Below are 17,447 nucleotides of genomic sequence, written 5' to 3'. Positions count from 1 at the left end.
TTTGTGAAATCAGTATCGTTGTAGAATAATAAAATTAAACACAAAATGAAATATTCAAAATTAAGTCTGGCAAAAGAAGCTATTAATCATAAAGGTTTTGTAAGAAAAATTCCTGACATTTTCAGAATGGTAAGAATGTGGAGAAAAGGAGAATACCCGATGAGATCCATTGATATTATCCTGCCTCTTTTGGGAGTTTTATATATTATCTCACCGATTGACCTTCTTCCCGAAGTAGCAGTCCCTGTAATCGGAGTTTTGGACGATCTGGCAGTATTGTCAATTACAATTCCAAAACTTATCAAAGAAGTGGATAAATTCCTGCTTTGGGAGGCCGAGCGAAAATATAATAACGGCAATACAAAAGTAATCGATGCCGAAATCGTAAAATAATCAAAACATCCTGTTCGGATGTTTTTTTGTGAACAATGAATAAAGTTATTATTTTAAAATTCACAATTCACTTACGAAGTAAAATTCACAATTGACTTTCAACATCAATTCCTTAAATTTGCAACATCTAATAAAAAATAATGGAAAGTAAAAAAGAATTCTTTTTAGAGTGCTATAAACTGGGCATCATCAAATTTGGAAGATTTACATTAAAAAGCGGCATCGAAAGTCCTTTTTATGTAGACTTAAGACCGTTGGCTTCAGATCCGAAAATTTTAAAAAATTTAGCCAATTATTTACTGGAAATGCTTCCTTTAGATAACTTTGATCTGATTTGCGGGGTTCCTTACGCTGCTCTTCCAATGGCTACAGCAATGTCTCTTGAAAGCTACATTCCATTAATTATAAAAAGAAAAGAAGCCAAAAACTACGGCACAAAGAAACTGATTGAAGGAATTTACCAGAAAGGACAAAACTGCCTTTTGGTGGAAGATGTTATCACTTCAGGAAAATCTTTAATTGAAACAATCGCAGAAGTTGAGCAGGAAGATCTAAAAGTTGCGGATATCGTTGTCGTTCTTGACAGGGAACAAGGCGGAAAAGAACTTCTGGAAAGCAAAGGATATAGAGTTCATACCCTTTTCAACATTTCGGAAGTGTGCTCAATTCTTCAGGAAAACGGAGAATTATCTGACGATGAAGTAAAAAGAATCCAGGATTTTTTACAGGGAAATCATATTCATTTTGAAGAAGTTACAAGAGCATCTTACGAACAGAAACTTAATACGGCACAGCATTCCGTATCTAAAAAGCTATTGGAAACAGCTTTATCAAAACAATCTAATTTAATTGCTTCTGCCGATGTTACAACAACGCAGGAATTACTTGATCTGGCTGAAAAGGTTGGGCCTCATGTGATTGCCTTAAAAACACATATTGATATTATTTCCGATTTCGAATACGAAAAAACAATTACTCCATTAAAAGCTTTGGCTGCAAAGCACAATTTCCTGCTTATGGAAGACCGAAAATTCGCTGACATCGGTAATACGCAGGAACTTCAGTTTACAAGCGGAGTTTTCAAAATTACAGACTGGGCAGATTTTGTAACATCCCAGGTTATCGGAGGGTTTGAATCTTTAGACTGCTTCAGAAATGTAGGTGTCGTAGCAATTATCGGAATGTCTTCGAAAGGTGCTTTAACAACAAGTGCTTACAGAGAAGAAGCCCTGAAAATCGCAGCCTCTCATCCAAACGTAATTGGAGGAGTTTCCCAAAACCCGCTTCCTGAAGAAATGCTGCTGTTCACCCCGGGTGTCAATCTTGCAGATTCAGGTGATGGAAAAGGCCAGCAGTACAATACGCCTGAGCATGTTTTCAAAACACTTCATACAGACTTTATTATTGTAGGAAGAGGAATCTATAAATCTGAAAATCCTGCCGAAGCCGCAGCTACCTACAAAAACGAAGGCTGGAATGCTTATCTTAATTCTTTGAAAAAAACTAATTCAGAGTTAATTTAAAATTCAACAGACTTTCTGCAAAATACGTTATATTTGAACCATATCACAATTCATTGAGAAATATTTGTATTGGTCTTGCTTTGTTTTTGGGTGTTGCAGAGATTTCTGCGCAGAAAGACAGCATTTATATTGAAGCCAGACTTTCTCCCGACAAAAAGCTGCTCAGCATCAATCAGGAGATGGTATATTATAATAACTCGAAGCATGACCTTAATACGGTAAAGCTTCTCAACTGGGTATCTGCCTATAATAAAAGAGGCACTTCACTGGTTTACCGAAAACTTGAAGACCGAAATACAGATCTCCATTTTGCAGAAAAAAGCGAACTGGGAAAATTACTGAACTTAAGTATTAAAAATGCTGATCAGGAAATTCCTGTAAACAATATTTCAGATGAAAATTTTTTCCTGCCATTAAAAGAAATTTTAAAGCCGGGAGAACAGGTAAAACTAAAGCTGCGGTATGAAATTCAGCTTCCTGATAAAAAATTTACGGGATACGGAACTTCTGATACCAATGTAGCCTTAAAATATTTCTTTATTGTTCCGGATCACTTTGATCCGGACAATATTTCCAAAAGGGATTATCACGATATCGAAGAATCGGTAAGTTTTAACACGTACTGGACCGTAAATTTTGATCTTCCGGTCAATTCTTTTATTGAAAGTAATCTTCAGCAGTTTCAGATGAATTCCTTTAAAGGATATCTTGATTCTGATCCTGAATTCCTTATTTCACAAAATGAATATCCGTCGATCAATATCAACACAGAAGATATCAGGACGGAAATAAAATTCGGATACAATTTAAAACCTGAAGAGAAACAAAATCTGGAATTTTACCTTCCTTTACATTTAAAATTCATCAAAGACAGGATCGGCAATATTCCTGAAAGAATTTTTATTTCAGAAAAATTCCGGGCAAAAGAAGATTTTTTCGGGAATAACGATATTACATTTTGGAAATTCAGGTTTCAGCTCTTTACTGATGAGCAGAAAACAGATCTGGATTATTTTGGAATTGTGGCCAAAAAGGTTTTGGATGAAAGCATTATTACGGACAAGCAGAATTATCACTGGTTTAAAAATGGTTTAAAATCTTACCTTGAAATTCAGTATTTAAAGAAATTCTACCCAAAGACCAAATTATTAGGCACATTGCCGGAAACAAAAATTTTCGGAGTAAAACCTCTGAAGTTATTTCACGCATCGGACGTAAAGCTGATTGAGCGTTACGGACTTGCCTATCAATACATTATGTCTCAAAATCTTGATCAGAAGATTGCTGAGAAATACGCCGTTCTGAGTAATTTTAATGACATGGCCATCAGCAGTTTTGAAACCGGAACATTATTTAATTATTCTGCCGATAAAATGGGCTATGAAAATTTTGATGCTTTGGTTCAGAATTTCATTGCAAAAAATACAGATAAAGAAGTCAATCCGAATGATTTTATAAAAGAACTGGCTGAAAAAGATAAAAGAACAAGCTATTTATCAGAGTTTTTACAACACAAGAACAGGGTAAATTTTAAGCTTAAAAGGTTTAAAAAGGAAGGAGATTCTCTCACGGTAAAAATTCAGAAAAATATACCTTCCAATATTCCTGTAAAGCTTGAAACAGAGTCGGAAGAAGGAAATAAAAACGAGTATTGGGTAGAGACCGAGGAAAATAAAAAAAATACAACAATATCAATTCCTGATCTTAATACGCATAAAATCACGCTCAACGACGATTATATTTTCCCGGAAGCGAATTACAGAGATAATTTCCTGTATGCAAAAGGTTTTTTTTCCAACATGAGAAAAATTAAGCTTAAGCTGATCAAAGATATTCCGAATCCTGAATTTAATGAAATATACATCAGCCCGAGAGTTCGTTTCAATAACACGTATGATAAATTTTTGATTGGATTCAACTTTAAAAATCAGTCTTTTTTTGATCAGAAGTTTTTATATTCTTTTACACCGACATACAGTACTGGAACAGGACAACTTACCGGTTCGGGGGCTGTCGCCTACTCTTTTCTTCCTGCAGAAAGTATTTTCAGAAGCCTGACCTTCGGAGTTTCAGGATCGTATTTCCATTATGATTATGACCTGGCTTACCGTAAAGGTTCCGTGTATTCTAATTTCAATTTCAGAAAAAATCCGAGAAGTACTGTAGGGAGAAGCATCGGAATATCTTACAATTATTTCGAAAGAGATCTGAGTCCGCTTATGATCGCCAATAATGACTATGACCGGTACAGCCTCTGGAGTGTAGGATATGGATATAACGACAGCCAGAGTATTCATGAGAAAAGCCTCGGTGTAAGTACACAGTGGATGGAAGACTTCCATAAAGTAACTGCAGAAGGTTTTTACCGTTGGGAGTTTGCTCCAAGACAAAAGCTCAGCGTAAGATTGTTTGCCGGATATTTTGTGAAGAATAATACAAGAAACAATACCTTTAATTACGGAATTTCCAGGGTTTCAGATTATTCTTTTTCCTATAATCTCCTGGGGCAAAGTGCAACTGGCGGAATTCTTTCACAACAGTTTATTCTGGCTGACGGTGGCTTTAAATCTTTTATTCCCGGAAGTGTCAATAAATGGATCACTTCAGTGAATATAGACACCAGCGTATGGAAAATTTTTCACGTTTATGCAGACGCCGGAGTGTATGACAATAAAAATCAGTCAACCAAATTTATATGGGACAGCGGTATAAAAGTACGTGTCATTCCTGATTTCCTTGAAATCTATTTTCCCGTCCAATCTTCATTAGGATTTGAGCCTGGTTTTAAAGATTATGCAAGACGCATCAGATATACATTAGTACTTAATTTAAATTCTATTATCAATGCGGCCCGAAGAGGTTGGTATTAAGAATAAAAAATTACCTCAGATTAAATTTATCTGAGGCATTCTTATTTTAAAGTTTAAAGATTAATCTTTCAGTATTTTTTGAGAAACCGGCTGATTGTTTACTGTAGCGGTTACGATATAATTTCCTTTCTGTAATTCAGCAATATTCAATGATTTTTCTCTTAGAGAAGCTGTTTTTACGACCTGTCCGTACATGTTGAATATTTTCACATCGTTAGCCTGAGCTCCAAAAGTTATTTCTTCATTTTTCACGAAAGTATTTTTGACCAGATTTACCTTGGTATTTACAAAATCTGAAACAGCTAAAGTAGCTCCTGCATTTACTGTAATATCATCAATAAAAAATCTGTTATTGGTCGCCACACTTCCTTCGAAAGTAAGAGTAACAGCGCCTGTAGCACCTGTAATGTTAATAGAATAAGTATTAAATGCTCCTTTTGTTAATGTTACGTTAGGAACATTTAATATAGCTCCTGTGGCAGATATATTTAAAGTAGTTACTTCACTAGTACTGTTCCAAGCACCTGCTCTAAAAGTTAAAGTGCCATTCCCTGTCAGGTTGATTGTAGGTGTTGTAACTGATCCTTTTAAAGAACTAGTCCCCACTTTAAGGCTTTGATTTCCTTTGTAAACTTTTGTAAGATTCCATGCACCTCCAGTAGTATAAGATGTATTTCCGTCCGTGAACCCAGAGCCGGCAACGCTTCCGCTCCATCCCCCATCGTTTCCTCCTGTTCCCGATACATCATCAAATGTTGCAGTGAAGATTGTCTGAGCATAAAAACTTGATGCTAACATAACTGTAGCAATTAGAGAATAACTTTTTTTCATGTGTTAAAATTTAATTATTATTAATTTTCAGTGCGAAAATACATCAATTTTTCAATATTATACAATAAATATATTAAATTTTTGTTAATAATATTAAAACCAATTACATAAGCAATTTTTAAGTATTTTTACCGATTATTTCTAAAGGCTTGCGGAATTACATTCTGATATTCGTGTTATTTTTTATGGGTATATTCTCCGGAAATGCTCAGATATTCACGTGGAAAAATCCCAACCTTCCCCAAGACAGCCTGAAACAGGACAGCATCAGACAGGACAGTATACTCGCCGCTAAATTTGAACAGGATATTTTTGCAAAAGACACGATGGATTTTGTAAAAACCAGTAACAGAATTATTGTCGACGAAGCTGTTCTCGCCAGAAATGATAAAAAAAGATTTTTAGGAGAATTAAACTCCAAAGGTTCCATCATCCGCGGAATTACGTTTGGTAACAACCAGGGACAGTCGGTACAAAGCTCTATGGATCTCCAGATTTCCGGAAGGCTTTCCAAAGACGTAACCATTCTTGCCAGTATTTCGGATCATAACCTGCCGATTCAGGCAGATGGATATACACAGACTCTTGAGGAATTTGATAAAATTTACATGCAGCTTAATATTAAGGATAAGTCTATATTAAGAGCAGGACATTTGGATCTTGTTGAAGCCAAAAATTATTTCGCAAAATACCAGAGACGGAGTATGGGACTTCAGTTCCAGACAGAATTCGGGAAAGACAATAAAACATTTGTCGATGTATCAATGGGAGTGGCACGAAGTGAATTTCACCGAATTCGTTTTCAGGGTGTTGAAGGAAACCAGGGACCTTACCGTCTGACCGGTAAAAACGGGGAACAGTTCATCACGCTGATTTCCGGATCTGAACAGGTTTTTATTGACGGAATTTTAATGAAACGTGGTGAAAACCAGGATTATACCATCAATTACAATACAGGTGAAGTTACTTTTACCAGTTTTCGCCCTATTTTCCAGCAGAATTTCATTACCATTTCCTACAATTACACCAACAGGAATTATTCAAGATATTTATTCACCGGAAAAGTTGAGCATAAAAGAGAAAAATTAAAACTCGGACTCAACTGGTTTATGGAAAATGATAATAAAAATGCTCCGCTTGCTTTAAACCTTTCGCCGGAAGATCAGCAGATTCTGGCAGATGCAGGAAACGATCCTAACCTGATGTATGCGCCTTCCGGTGTCGTTACTGAATATGATGTGAATAAAATTCTTTATCGACTGGTTCAGAACTCTGGTGGAAATTATTATCAGTTCTCTACAGATGCTACCCAGACATTGTACACGGTTTCCTTTACCTATTTTGGAGCAAATCTGGGAGATTATAAAATTACACAAACCACCAATAACGGTCGTGTATTTGAATATGTAGGACCAAATATGGGAGATTATCGGGCGGTAAGAAAGCTTCCATCCCCGGAAAAATCGCAGGTCTTTTCTTTCAATTCCGAATATGCATTAAAGGATGGAAAAATCGGAGCAGACATCTCATTAAGCAACTATGACGTCAATCTTTTTTCTTCTAAAGATTCTGATCAGAATATTGGATATGCATGGCGGATTTTCGGAAATAAAACTTTTACCAAAAACAACTGGAAAGGTACTCCGAACTTTGAATATCAGTATATCGACAGGCAGTTCCATATTTTAGACAGGATCAATGATGTAGAATTCTCCAGAGATTTCAACCTTGCCCAGGAATTCAGCGGAAGAACGCAAAACAGATTTATTTTCAGCTTTTTAAACAAATGGAATAATAAATCAACTTTAAATTACAGGATAAATTACCTTGACGAACAGGATTCTTATAAAGGGATCAAAAATGATCTTGATTTCGGCTGGATCAGTGGAAAGTTCTTTACAAAAGGAAACCTGTCTTATCTGAATACAAATGCTATTCTTCAGGATACAAAATTCATCAGAGGAGGAGTTTCAACAGAATTTACAGGAAAAAAAGGCAGCTGGGCCGTCGGCGGAAGTATGGAGCACAACGAGAAAAAATATAATGATACCCAACTGATGGATGTAACGAGCTTTAGTTGGAGAGAAATTTTCGTTCAGAAAAAAATTGGAGACAGTGCCAGAACAAAATTACTGACCAAGGTATATATGCGGGACAATGACTCTGTACGCGACAACAGGCTTCAGAGCATGAATAATATTTTAGGTTTTATGGCAGAAAGCCAGATCATCAAAACGGAAAAAACAACGCTGAACGCGCTCCTTCACTACCGTAAATTCTTTTATCAGAATCAGGATATTGATGCTTCCAAAAATAATGACTTCGTGGTAGGAAACATCCTTTACAATCAGCAGCTTTTCAGAAACGGAATGCGGCTTCAGGCTTTCTATGAATTAGGAAACGGTCAGGAAGCCCAGCGGGAATTTCAATATATAAAAGTAACCGATGGCCAGGGTATTTATAAATGGACCGATTATAATGGCGACGGAATTCAGCAGCTTGACGAGTTTGAAATCGCGGAATACTCGGATCTGGCGCAATATATCAGGATTTATACCAATTCTGTCCGATATATTCCTTCCAATAAAAATAAAATTCAGCTTGCCTTATTTGTCAATCCTTCGATTGTTTTTAATTCGGAAAATAAATTTTTAAAGCGTTGGAATTTTAATATTTCACTCAATTCACAAAACTCATTTTACAAAAAGGATAAAGTTCTGGTGCTAAATCCTTTCGAAAAGAATGATGATCAGATTCTGAAGAATCAGAATATTCTGGCATCCGCACAATTCAGTCCGACGGAAAAATCCGGTTGGAACGGAAACTACAGGTTTATATCTAATGACAACCTCATCAATGCCAATTTCAGTAATGAAGAACGGGAACAGATTTCACACTTTTTAAATATCGGATACTGGTTTAATAAAGAATTCAGGATCGACTGGGAAAATTCCGTACATGATATCCGGAACTCCTCGCAATTATTTGCAACGAGAGATTACCGCCTGAATAATTTTGAAACTAAACCTAAAGCCACCTATAAATTCACTGATGCAATACAGGCCGAGCTTTCTTCTGCTTTCCGGCAAAAAGACAGAATTGACGGTGAAGAACTTCTCAAGGCTTTCGATATTACCGGAACCATCCAGTGGGAACGCCGGAAAACCTCTATTAGAGGAAACTTTTCATTTATCAATAACAATTTTACGGGAAACAATTTCAGTATCGTAGGAAACCAGATGCTGGACGGCCTTAAACCCGGAAAAAATCAGGTTTGGAGTGTATTTATCCAGCAGGCGATCAATTCTTTCCTTCAATTAAACTTAAACTATGAAGGCAGAAATTCCGGAGACCGAACCATTCATATAGGAAGCATGCAGGTGAAAGCGAGCTTTTAAGTTTAAGAGTATCAGGGTTTGAGAATTTGATCGTGGATATTTTACTTATGGCTTTATCATCATTTACGCTCATAGATATTATCATATTTTCAAGTGGCTGGAATTTTGTAAATTTGCACCATGATAAAAATTGGCAACATAGAACTGCCGGAATTTCCGCTTTTACTGGCACCGATGGAGGATGTAAGTGACCCGCCCTTCAGGAGGTTATGCAAAATGCACGGTGCAGATTTGATGTATTCTGAATTTATCTCTTCAGAAGGGTTAATTCGTGATGCCATCAAGAGCAGAAAAAAACTGGATATTTTTGATTATGAAAGACCTGTCGGAATTCAGATTTTTGGCGGAGACGAGGAAGCAATGGCCATGTCAGCGAGAATTGTCGAGACCGTAAATCCTGATCTGGTAGATATTAATTTCGGATGTCCTGTAAAAAAAGTAGTTTGCAAAGGTGCCGGGGCCGGAGTTTTAAAAGATATTGATTTAATGGTTCGCCTTACAAAAGCTGTCGTTAGCTCAACCAGCTTACCTGTAACCGTTAAAACCCGCCTGGGCTGGGACAGCACTTCCATTAATATCGATGAGGTCGCTGAACGTCTGCAGGAAACCGGTATTAAAGCATTGACGATTCATGCCAGAACCCGTGCGCAGATGTATAAAGGTGAGGCAGACTGGGAACATATTTCACGAATTAAACAAAATCCTAATATTGAGATTCCGATCTTTGGAAATGGTGATATTGATTCTCCTGAAAAAGCTTTGGAATACAAACAAAAATATGCCTGCGACGGCATCATGATTGGCCGTGCAGCTATCGGATATCCGTGGATATTTAATGAAATCAAGCATTTCTTTAAAACAGGTGAACATTTACCAGCGCCAACCATTGATGACCGATTATTAGCAGTTCGCCAACATGCAGAGTGGAGTGCGGAATGGAAAGGGGAAAGATTAGGACTAATTGAAATGAGGCAACACTACAGCAACTATTTCCGTGGAGTTCCTCATTTTAAAGATTTCAGAAAGAAGTTTTTGGAAGTATTTACTTTGGAAGAAATGGATGCATTAATTCATGAGACAAAAGAATTTTACTCAGAATATTTAGCTTCACAACAAGCATAAAAAACAAAACCATCAGTCTATTTCTGATGGTTTTTTATTTTAATATCCTTCTTCCGAGGATTTATTTTTTATCAGCGCTAACGCCGAGGAAGTTCCTATTCTTTTAACGCCCATGCTGATCATTTTTTCGGCATCTTCAGGCGTTCTTACCCCGCCTGCTGCCTTTACGGGAAGTTCTCCGGCATTGTCAAGCATAATTTTTACACCTTCAAATGTAGCACCGTTTGGTTTGCCGTTTTCTGTTTCGAAGAATCCTGTAGAAGATTTCACAAATATTTTAGGCCATTCATTTTCGGAAAAATTTTCTTTAGCCCAGTTTGAAATATTTTTAGTGAGATCTGCAATCTGATCATTATTTAATGCTGCAATTTCTATAATCCATTTTGCAATTTTATGATGCTGCATGCACAATTGTGTACATTTTACAAATTCCTCTTTTACAAGGTCCAATTCTCCTTTCAGATAGGCATTATAATTAATCACGAAGTCCAATTCATCAGCTCCGTCGGCAATCGCCTTTTCAGCTTCCGCAATTTTTTCGTCTATGGAATACGTTCCTTCATGGAAACCGATTACCGTCCCTACTACAACATTTGAATTCCTTTCCTGAATATACTTTTTAATTTCAGATACATAATCCGGACGGATCATGACGGCGAAAATTTCATTGTCGATCGCCTCCTGTGCAAGATCTTTATCTTTCTGTAAAGTTTCTTCAGCTGAAAGTCCTGATTGTTCCGGAGTTTTCAGATAGGTTGAATCCAAATATTGAGCAATGTTCATCATAATTTATACTTTCAGTTGTCTGTAAATACCTTGTTCCAAAGATATGAAAGTTTCTGTTCTTGTTACGCCTTTCAGTTTCTGAAGTTTGCTGAGGATCTGCATCAGGTGATCATTATCCTTACAGAGCACTTTCAGGAAAATGGTGTAATTTCCGGTGGTATAATGAGCTTCAACAACCTCATTAATTTCCTTCAATGCTTTCACCATATCAGGATAATGACTTGGCTTATCGAGAAATACGCCGATATACGAAATAACTTTGTACCCGATCTTTTTAGGATTAAGAAAAGAAATAGAATTTTCAATCACGCCCGCCTGCTCAAGTTTTTTTATTCTTTGATGCACTGCAGTTGTTGAAATGCCTACGCCTTTAGAAATATGTGATAAAGATGTTTTGGAATTATCCATCAGCATATAAATAATTTCTTTGTCGATCGAATCTAACTGATAGCTAGTGTTGTCTGAATTTTTCATTCTCTACTTAATTTATATTTTCACATTTGTTTTTTCTTTACCGAGTGTCACAAAAACCGGAAAATGGTCGCTGTAACCACCCAAATACCGTGTTCCGGAATAGGTACGGAACGGTCTGCCCTCAAATCTTTTGTCACGGCTGCTGATTTTTGCAGATTTAAATATCTCAGCGCTTTGAAAAGAAAGCATATGATCTTCTTTAAAAAAAGATTCAGATAATATAATCTGATCAAACAGCAATCCTGATTTGTAATGAAAAGTAGAATAATTTCCTGTAGAAAACAATTGCTGAAAAGGATTTTCCAATATCTTTTCCTGCGAATTGCCATAGAGAATTTTTGCTAAATTTTCATCATCTGGGTTTTCGTTAAAATCACCACACAGGATCACATTTTCATTATCATTTGCAATATCCAAAATCCTTTTACGGATTTCACTGAGTATAAAAAGTCTTTTCGGTTTGTTTATATCTTTTTCGCGCTTGGAGGGAAGATGCGCTACAAAGACATGGATAACCTCTTCTTTATACTTTACTTTTGAATAAAGCACATCCCTTGTCGTATCGTAATTTTCTGTGTTTTTATTTTCTGTTTCAAAGAAGAAAGTAATAGCTTCTGAATCTATCACCTCCACTTTGTTTTTATCATACAGCAGGGCTACATCAACTTTTCTTTCGTCCCTGGAATTGTAATGCACAATGCCATATTCTGAATTGAAAGGCTCCAGCTGTATAAGCTCCTCCAGAACTGTCCTTCCGGAAATCTCTGAAAGACCGATAACAAAGGGTAGAACAGCATTCTGTTCCTTTATCATCTGAAAAACATGTGCGATTTTAAAAAGTTTGTTTTTATATTTTCTCTCATCCCAGTTCCTCAATCCTGAATTGGTAGGATCCAGTTTGTGCTTAGGCTTAGGATCAGGTAAGAATAAATTTTCAACATTATAAAAACTAAACAGTTCCATCAACACGCTTTTCTAATTATTAAAACTTTCATTTTAATTTTCAGGATGTAAATTTATTATTTTATTTAATAAATCATTAATTATTTCGTAAAATTTTCGCATTAATTTTAGATTTAAATAAATGCATTTAGATGAAAAATTTAAACCATAAAGCATAAAAACATTAAATATTTAAACTTTTAAAAAATTCCACTCTAAAAAATCAAAACAATTAAGTACGTAAATTTAACATTATATAGAATAAAATACTATTTTAAACTCAAAAAGATTAATATTTTAAACTATAAAACAATTAAAAACAAATATTATTCCGATTTACATCATTTTATTAAACATAAAATTTATAAACGGTAATATTTTAATCAAATAAGTATTTTTAAAGTAAATCCGGCCGTTTCTCTTTTGTTATTCTTACCGCTTCTTCATGACGCCATTCTTCAATTTTGGCAAAATTTCCGCTTAGAAGAATTTTTGGGACTTCGAGCCCTTTGTAAACTTCCGGTCTTGTGTAAATGGGAGGCGACAAAAGATCATCCTGGAAACTGTCGGTAAGGGCGCTTTGCTCATCATTTAAAACACCTGGAAGCAAACGGATAACAGAATCCGCAAGCACACAGGCAGCAAGCTCGCCACCCGTAAGTACATAATCTCCGATGGATATTTCCTTTGTAATATGAAGATCCCTCACACGCTGATCAATTCCTTTGTAATGACCACATAAGAAAATAAGATTCTGTTTAATAGAAAGTGTATTGGCAATTTTCTGATTTAAAGTGACACCGTCGGGAGTAAGATAAATAATTTCATCATATGTTCTCTGTGCTTTTAGCTCAGAAATACATTTATCCAGAGGTTCTACCATCATTACCATACCTGCGCCACCGCCATAGGGCTCATCATCGATTTGTCTGTGCTTATTAATTGCCCAGTCTCTCAGATGATGAAAATGTACTTCTGCAAGCCCTTTATCCATTGCTCTTTTTAAAATAGAAGTTTTAAAGGGGCTTTCCATCAGTTCAGGAAGCACGCTTATGATATCAATTCTCATTGTAAAGTTTCGTTTTTCTTATTTGGCAAAATTATTAATCTTAAAGAAGAATCTTTGTTAAAATAGCTCCACATCCAGTTGAAGAATACGGCAAGTTTGTTTCTGACGCTCAAAATTAACATTAAATGTAAAAACATCCAGAAATACCATGCGAGAAATCCCTGAAATTTAATGAAAGGCAAATCAACAACCGCTCTGTGTTTTCCGATAGTTGCCAGAGAACCTTTATCAATATATTCAAATTCTTCCCAGTCGGTGCTATTTTTCTTTAAAAGATTTTTACCTAAATTTTTCGCCTGATTAATGGCTACATTGGCTACCTGCGGATGGCCATGCGGATATTTCGGAGTTTCCATATAGGCAATATCGCCAATCGCAAAAATATTTTCGTAACCTTTTATTTTATTATATCGGTCGGTTGTATATCTGTTTTTTACCAATATTTCCTGAGGAAAACCATCTACAACATTTCCTGTTACACCCGCTGCCCAGATCACGTTGTTGGAAGGAATTGTCTTCCCGCTTTTCATATACACTTTATCACCATCATAATCGGTGACATATTCCTGGCTAAGAAAAGTAACTCCAAGATCTTTAAGATACTCTTCGGATTTGTCCTGTGCTTCGGTGCTCATCACGGCAAGTGGCTTTTCCGTAGAGCTCACCAGGATGATCTGAAGATGATTGAAGTTCATGTAAGGGTAATCTCTCGGAAGAATTTCTTTTTTCATTTCTGCAAAAGCGCCGGCCAATTCAACCCCTGTCGGGCCACTTCCTACAATCACGATATTCCAGTTTCCGTCGTCACTTCTGCTTTTTTCAAGAATCAGCTTTTCGAAGGTCATCAGCACATGATTTCTAATTCCGATCGCTTCCTGTGTATTTTTCATTCCGAAAGCTCTGCCTTCGAGATCTTTATTTCCGAAAAAATTGGTTTTGCAGCCGGTAGCGATAACGAGCTTATCATAACTGAATTCCGCTTCGTCTGTGATTACCTTATTATTGACCGTATCAATTTCTTTAACTTCCGTAAGCCTGAACTGTGTATTTCTGGAACGCTGAAAAATTTTTCTGAATGGAAAAGAAATATTGGAAGGCTCGATCCTCCCACACGCTACCTGATAGAAAAGAGGCTGAAACATATGATGGTTTACCCTGTCTAAAACAATTACTTTTTTGTTTTTGTTATTCAACGTTTTCGCAAGTTGCAGCCCCGCAAAACCTCCTCCTATGATGATGATCTTTTCGCGTGTTTCCATAGTACACAAATTTACTGATTTTATTTTAGCATTTGGCAGCGAAAAAAGTTAGTTTTGCAAAACTTTATGCCACCCAAAAAGTACAGCAAAAAAACCGCCAAAAAGATTCATCACAACCGACGGAAGAATTATTTTTTCCGCCGCAAAGTGGTATTGGCAATTTTAATCATTGCCCTTATAGGGACCGGTTTTTACCTGAAACAAACCGTAAGCTATTATTATGCGCTGTATTTTAATAAATTCGTACACAAAAAACTACATAATACAGAAACAGAAACACAAAGAATCCAGAAGATCATTTCTGACAATTTGGATAAAACGTATGGCTTTGACATCTCTCATTATCAGAATAAAGAAGATATCAATTGGGACAGCTTAAGCATCGGCAACAAGACCATTCCTTTAGAATTTGTTGTTATGCGTGCAACGATGGGAAACCGCCACGCAGATAAACATTTTGATGATTTCTGGGAGATTGCCAAAAAGCAGAATCTGATCCGGGGTGCCTATCATTTTTACAGAGCAGACGAAGATCCTGTAATGCAAGCGAATAATTTTCTTGAAAATGTAAAGCTTGAAAGCGGCGACCTTCCACCAATTCTTGATATCGAAAAAATTCCCAGACGTAAAACCAATAAAAAGCTGGTTGAAGACCTTAAAGTCTGGTGCAGGATTGTAGAAGAAACTTATGGTGAAAAGCCTATCATTTACACCTATTATCATTACTATAAAGATTTTCTGAAAGGAGAATTTGATGATTATCCGCTATGGCTGGCCAATTACAATGATGTTCCTGCTCCATCGCCTGATAGTGACTGGAATTTCTGGCAATTTACTGAAAACGGAATCGTTCACGGGATTAATACAAAAGTTGATCTGGATATTTATAACGGAAGTTCCTGGTCACTGAAGAGACTTACTTTGGATTGATTTAGTTATCAATAGATCTCACCGAACTTACCCAGGGTCATTTAGATCATTTAAACGGTTTTCTCTGAATCCACTCTGTTTTTGGGGCAAATGAATTGAAAATTTCACCTATATATTTATTTATTATTAAACTGTGATGTTTCATTAAAACATAAATTTCAGTAGGCTCTGCTCCGATGGTGGATTTTATTTCTAATGCTGTCCTCCCGAAAATAATTGTTTTAAACCGATGATTAATCCCAAACTCTACCATATCCAATAGCATGTTTAGGTAAACCTGTTTTTCTTTCTGACAGTTTTTATCATATCCTAAAAAATAAGTATTAACATCATTATTATTTAAAATTAAGGTATAAAATCCGATAAGCCTCATCTCTGAAAAATATCCGAAAACTTTAAATTTCTCTTCTAAATTTTCCTTCATTTTTTCAAAATGATTTTCAGCAAGAAAAAAAGTATTGAAAGTTGCATTTTCTACAACATGCTGATAAAGAGCATTCATTTCCAGCTGGTATTTCTTTATTAAATCCAGGCTCAATTCAACCTTTTCAATACCGTTAAGCTTCTTTTTTGCGGTTCTAACGCGCGCCCTGTATTTTTTAGAAAAGTCATTCACATAATCATCAAATGTTTTCCAGTGTTCCTTTATTTCTAATTTCATATCGGGCTGAACAGAAAACCTGAAATATTTCCCATTTTGATTTCTTTTAAAATGCTCTGCAAATCCCTGCTGATAATCTTTACAAACCACTAAAGATGTTTTTCTGATCTCATTCTGCATTTTTTGAACCGCTTTGTCCAAAAGCATAATAATATGTTCTGAAGAGATTTTCGAAAGGTCAAAATAGAATCCGTTTTGCCCGGTAAGCATATTGTTACCAAGAATCATCGTATCTTTTAAAAAGATTCTTGCAAATAAATTTTTGATAAATAATGTTATCTTGTTTTCCTCAGCTCTTTTATAGCTTATGAAATCAAGATATTGAAACACAGCACCACCGATAAGCCCGTCTTCATTAAAAAAACCAACAATAAAGCACTTCATATTTGAAGGTAAGGAATTCTGAAGGGCACGAAAATATTCTACGGAAAGCAAAATATTATTTCTCCCAACTACCAATTCCCAACTTTCCGGTAAATCAGAAGCAGATCTGTATATTTTTAAATAATATGACATATAAAAGGCTACAAAAGTAGCCTTATCTTTTAATCCTTACAATTTATTTTGGGGTGGCCCAATGAAAACCATCAGCCACATACCACCCGCAGACGATCCCGCCCATTATGGTAATAGTGACCGTCCAGTATCCCGCAGTGATCATCGTGTACTTCCATGACTTTCTTTCAAACATAGCATTAATAGCAACAATAGGAAAAACAAACATAAACCCTGTCATGAAAGAATGAAATGCCCCATGCCCAAATGACCGGTAAGCCTTGCCATAGTCTTTCATAAAATCATAATACGACTGATTGGCATTCATTTCATCTCCTCCAATCATTCCCAGCGCTCCGAACTGATGGATGGAAACAAATTGAAGAAAGAATGCCATCAATACGGATAAAATCATAGAAAAGATAAAAATACCAATCATTTGTCCTTTCATTTTATCTTTAGATAAACCAGCCTCATGCATCCAGATTGTTCCGAAAAGTTTCGGATGGTACCATAAAAATCCTGTAATAAGGGGAACAAAAGCAGCCAGTAAGACAGCCCAAAAGTTAATTTGCATCATAGTTATAAATTTTTTTAAGATTAAGAAAGTGAAATTAATAAAAAATCTAAAACAAATACATTAATCACAAAAAAAATCTAAAATAAATTACATTATATCAAATATTACACTACT

At 35.9% G+C, this 17,447-nt stretch carries 14 protein-coding genes; 6 read left to right on the top strand and 8 right to left on the bottom strand.

Annotated elements, in window-relative coordinates; translation table 11 throughout:
• The first annotated feature begins 45 nt into the window (after positions 1-45).
• The 3 genes from AC3WV0_RS07000 to AC3WV0_RS06990 all read left to right on the top strand — a co-directional run bounded on the left by AC3WV0_RS07000 (position 46) and on the right by AC3WV0_RS06990 (position 4,786).
• Positions 46-393 carry a YkvA family protein gene (locus AC3WV0_RS07000; RefSeq protein WP_488845186.1) on the top strand — a complete coding sequence of 116 codons (348 nt, stop codon included), beginning with the start codon at positions 46-48 and terminating at the stop codon, positions 391-393.
• A gap of 140 nt (positions 394-533) precedes the next feature.
• Positions 534-1,916 carry an orotidine-5'-phosphate decarboxylase gene (pyrF, locus tag AC3WV0_RS06995; RefSeq protein ID WP_488845184.1) on the top strand — a complete coding sequence of 461 codons (1,383 nt, stop codon included), beginning with the start codon at positions 534-536 and terminating at the stop codon, positions 1,914-1,916.
• A 53-nt stretch (positions 1,917-1,969) separates the two neighbouring features.
• A complete protein-coding gene (locus AC3WV0_RS06990; protein ID WP_488845182.1) occupies positions 1,970-4,786 on the top strand; it encodes a gluzincin family metallopeptidase in 2,817 nt (938 codons plus the stop codon).
• A gap of 60 nt (positions 4,787-4,846) precedes the next feature.
• Here the strand turns inward: AC3WV0_RS06990 and AC3WV0_RS06985 are convergent, their stop codons facing one another.
• Positions 4,847-5,617 (bottom strand): T9SS-dependent surface endonuclease, AS87_RS02955 family, encoded by a 771-nt coding sequence (locus AC3WV0_RS06985; RefSeq protein WP_488845181.1) that lies wholly within the window; start codon positions 5,615-5,617, stop codon positions 4,847-4,849.
• 185 nt (positions 5,618-5,802) lie between these two features.
• On the opposite strand from AC3WV0_RS06985, the gene AC3WV0_RS06980 reads away from it, so the two are divergent.
• Positions 5,803-9,015, top strand: coding sequence for a DUF8818 domain-containing protein (locus AC3WV0_RS06980; protein ID WP_488845179.1), 3,213 nt, complete (start codon positions 5,803-5,805; stop codon positions 9,013-9,015).
• Positions 9,016-9,135: 120 nt separating this feature from the next.
• A complete protein-coding gene (gene dusB, locus AC3WV0_RS06975) occupies positions 9,136-10,137 on the top strand; it encodes a tRNA dihydrouridine synthase DusB (protein ID WP_488845177.1) in 1,002 nt (333 codons plus the stop codon).
• A 39-nt stretch (positions 10,138-10,176) separates the two neighbouring features.
• On the opposite strand, the gene deoC is transcribed toward dusB, so the two are convergent.
• The 5 genes from deoC to AC3WV0_RS06950 all read right to left on the bottom strand — a co-directional run bounded on the left by deoC (position 10,177) and on the right by AC3WV0_RS06950 (position 14,667).
• Positions 10,177-10,923: a deoxyribose-phosphate aldolase gene (gene deoC / locus AC3WV0_RS06970; protein ID WP_488845175.1), complete on the bottom strand. Its 747-nt coding sequence runs from the start codon at positions 10,921-10,923 to the stop codon at positions 10,177-10,179.
• A 3-nt stretch (positions 10,924-10,926) separates the two neighbouring features.
• A complete protein-coding gene (locus AC3WV0_RS06965) occupies positions 10,927-11,397 on the bottom strand; it encodes an Lrp/AsnC family transcriptional regulator (protein WP_042720690.1) in 471 nt (156 codons plus the stop codon).
• Positions 11,398-11,409: 12 nt separating this feature from the next.
• Complete coding sequence (locus tag AC3WV0_RS06960) at positions 11,410-12,360, bottom strand: endonuclease/exonuclease/phosphatase family protein (RefSeq protein ID WP_488845172.1); 951 nt, start codon at positions 12,358-12,360, stop codon at positions 11,410-11,412.
• 376 nt (positions 12,361-12,736) lie between these two features.
• Positions 12,737-13,408, bottom strand: a complete 672-nt coding sequence (gene trmD / locus AC3WV0_RS06955; protein WP_488845170.1) for a tRNA (guanosine(37)-N1)-methyltransferase TrmD — start codon at positions 13,406-13,408, stop codon at positions 12,737-12,739.
• The gene (locus AC3WV0_RS06950; RefSeq protein WP_488845168.1) at positions 13,405-14,667 is read right to left on the bottom strand and encodes an NAD(P)/FAD-dependent oxidoreductase; all 1,263 of its coding nucleotides are present in this window, start codon (positions 14,665-14,667) and stop codon (positions 13,405-13,407) included. The genes trmD and AC3WV0_RS06950 overlap by 4 nt, the downstream gene beginning before the upstream one ends.
• A 66-nt stretch (positions 14,668-14,733) precedes the next feature.
• On the opposite strand from AC3WV0_RS06950, the gene AC3WV0_RS06945 reads away from it, so the two are divergent.
• On the top strand, positions 14,734-15,597 hold the full coding sequence (locus tag AC3WV0_RS06945; RefSeq protein ID WP_312901688.1) for a glycoside hydrolase family 25 protein: 864 nt from the start codon (positions 14,734-14,736) through the stop codon (positions 15,595-15,597).
• A gap of 46 nt (positions 15,598-15,643) precedes the next feature.
• On the opposite strand, the gene AC3WV0_RS06940 is transcribed toward AC3WV0_RS06945, so the two are convergent.
• Both AC3WV0_RS06940 and AC3WV0_RS06935 read right to left on the bottom strand, forming a co-directional pair.
• Positions 15,644-16,774 carry an 8-amino-7-oxononanoate synthase gene (locus AC3WV0_RS06940; RefSeq protein ID WP_488845166.1) on the bottom strand — a complete coding sequence of 377 codons (1,131 nt, stop codon included), beginning with the start codon at positions 16,772-16,774 and terminating at the stop codon, positions 15,644-15,646.
• 43 nt (positions 16,775-16,817) lie between these two features.
• Positions 16,818-17,333: a DUF1761 domain-containing protein gene (locus AC3WV0_RS06935; protein WP_488845164.1), complete on the bottom strand. Its 516-nt coding sequence runs from the start codon at positions 17,331-17,333 to the stop codon at positions 16,818-16,820.
• Between the last annotated feature and the right edge of the window lie 114 nt (positions 17,334-17,447).

It is taken from the genome of Chryseobacterium sp. 27AL (genome assembly GCF_057815395.1).
Note: the sequence above shows the minus strand (reverse complement) of the source record. Positions and strands in the feature narration are given on the sequence as shown.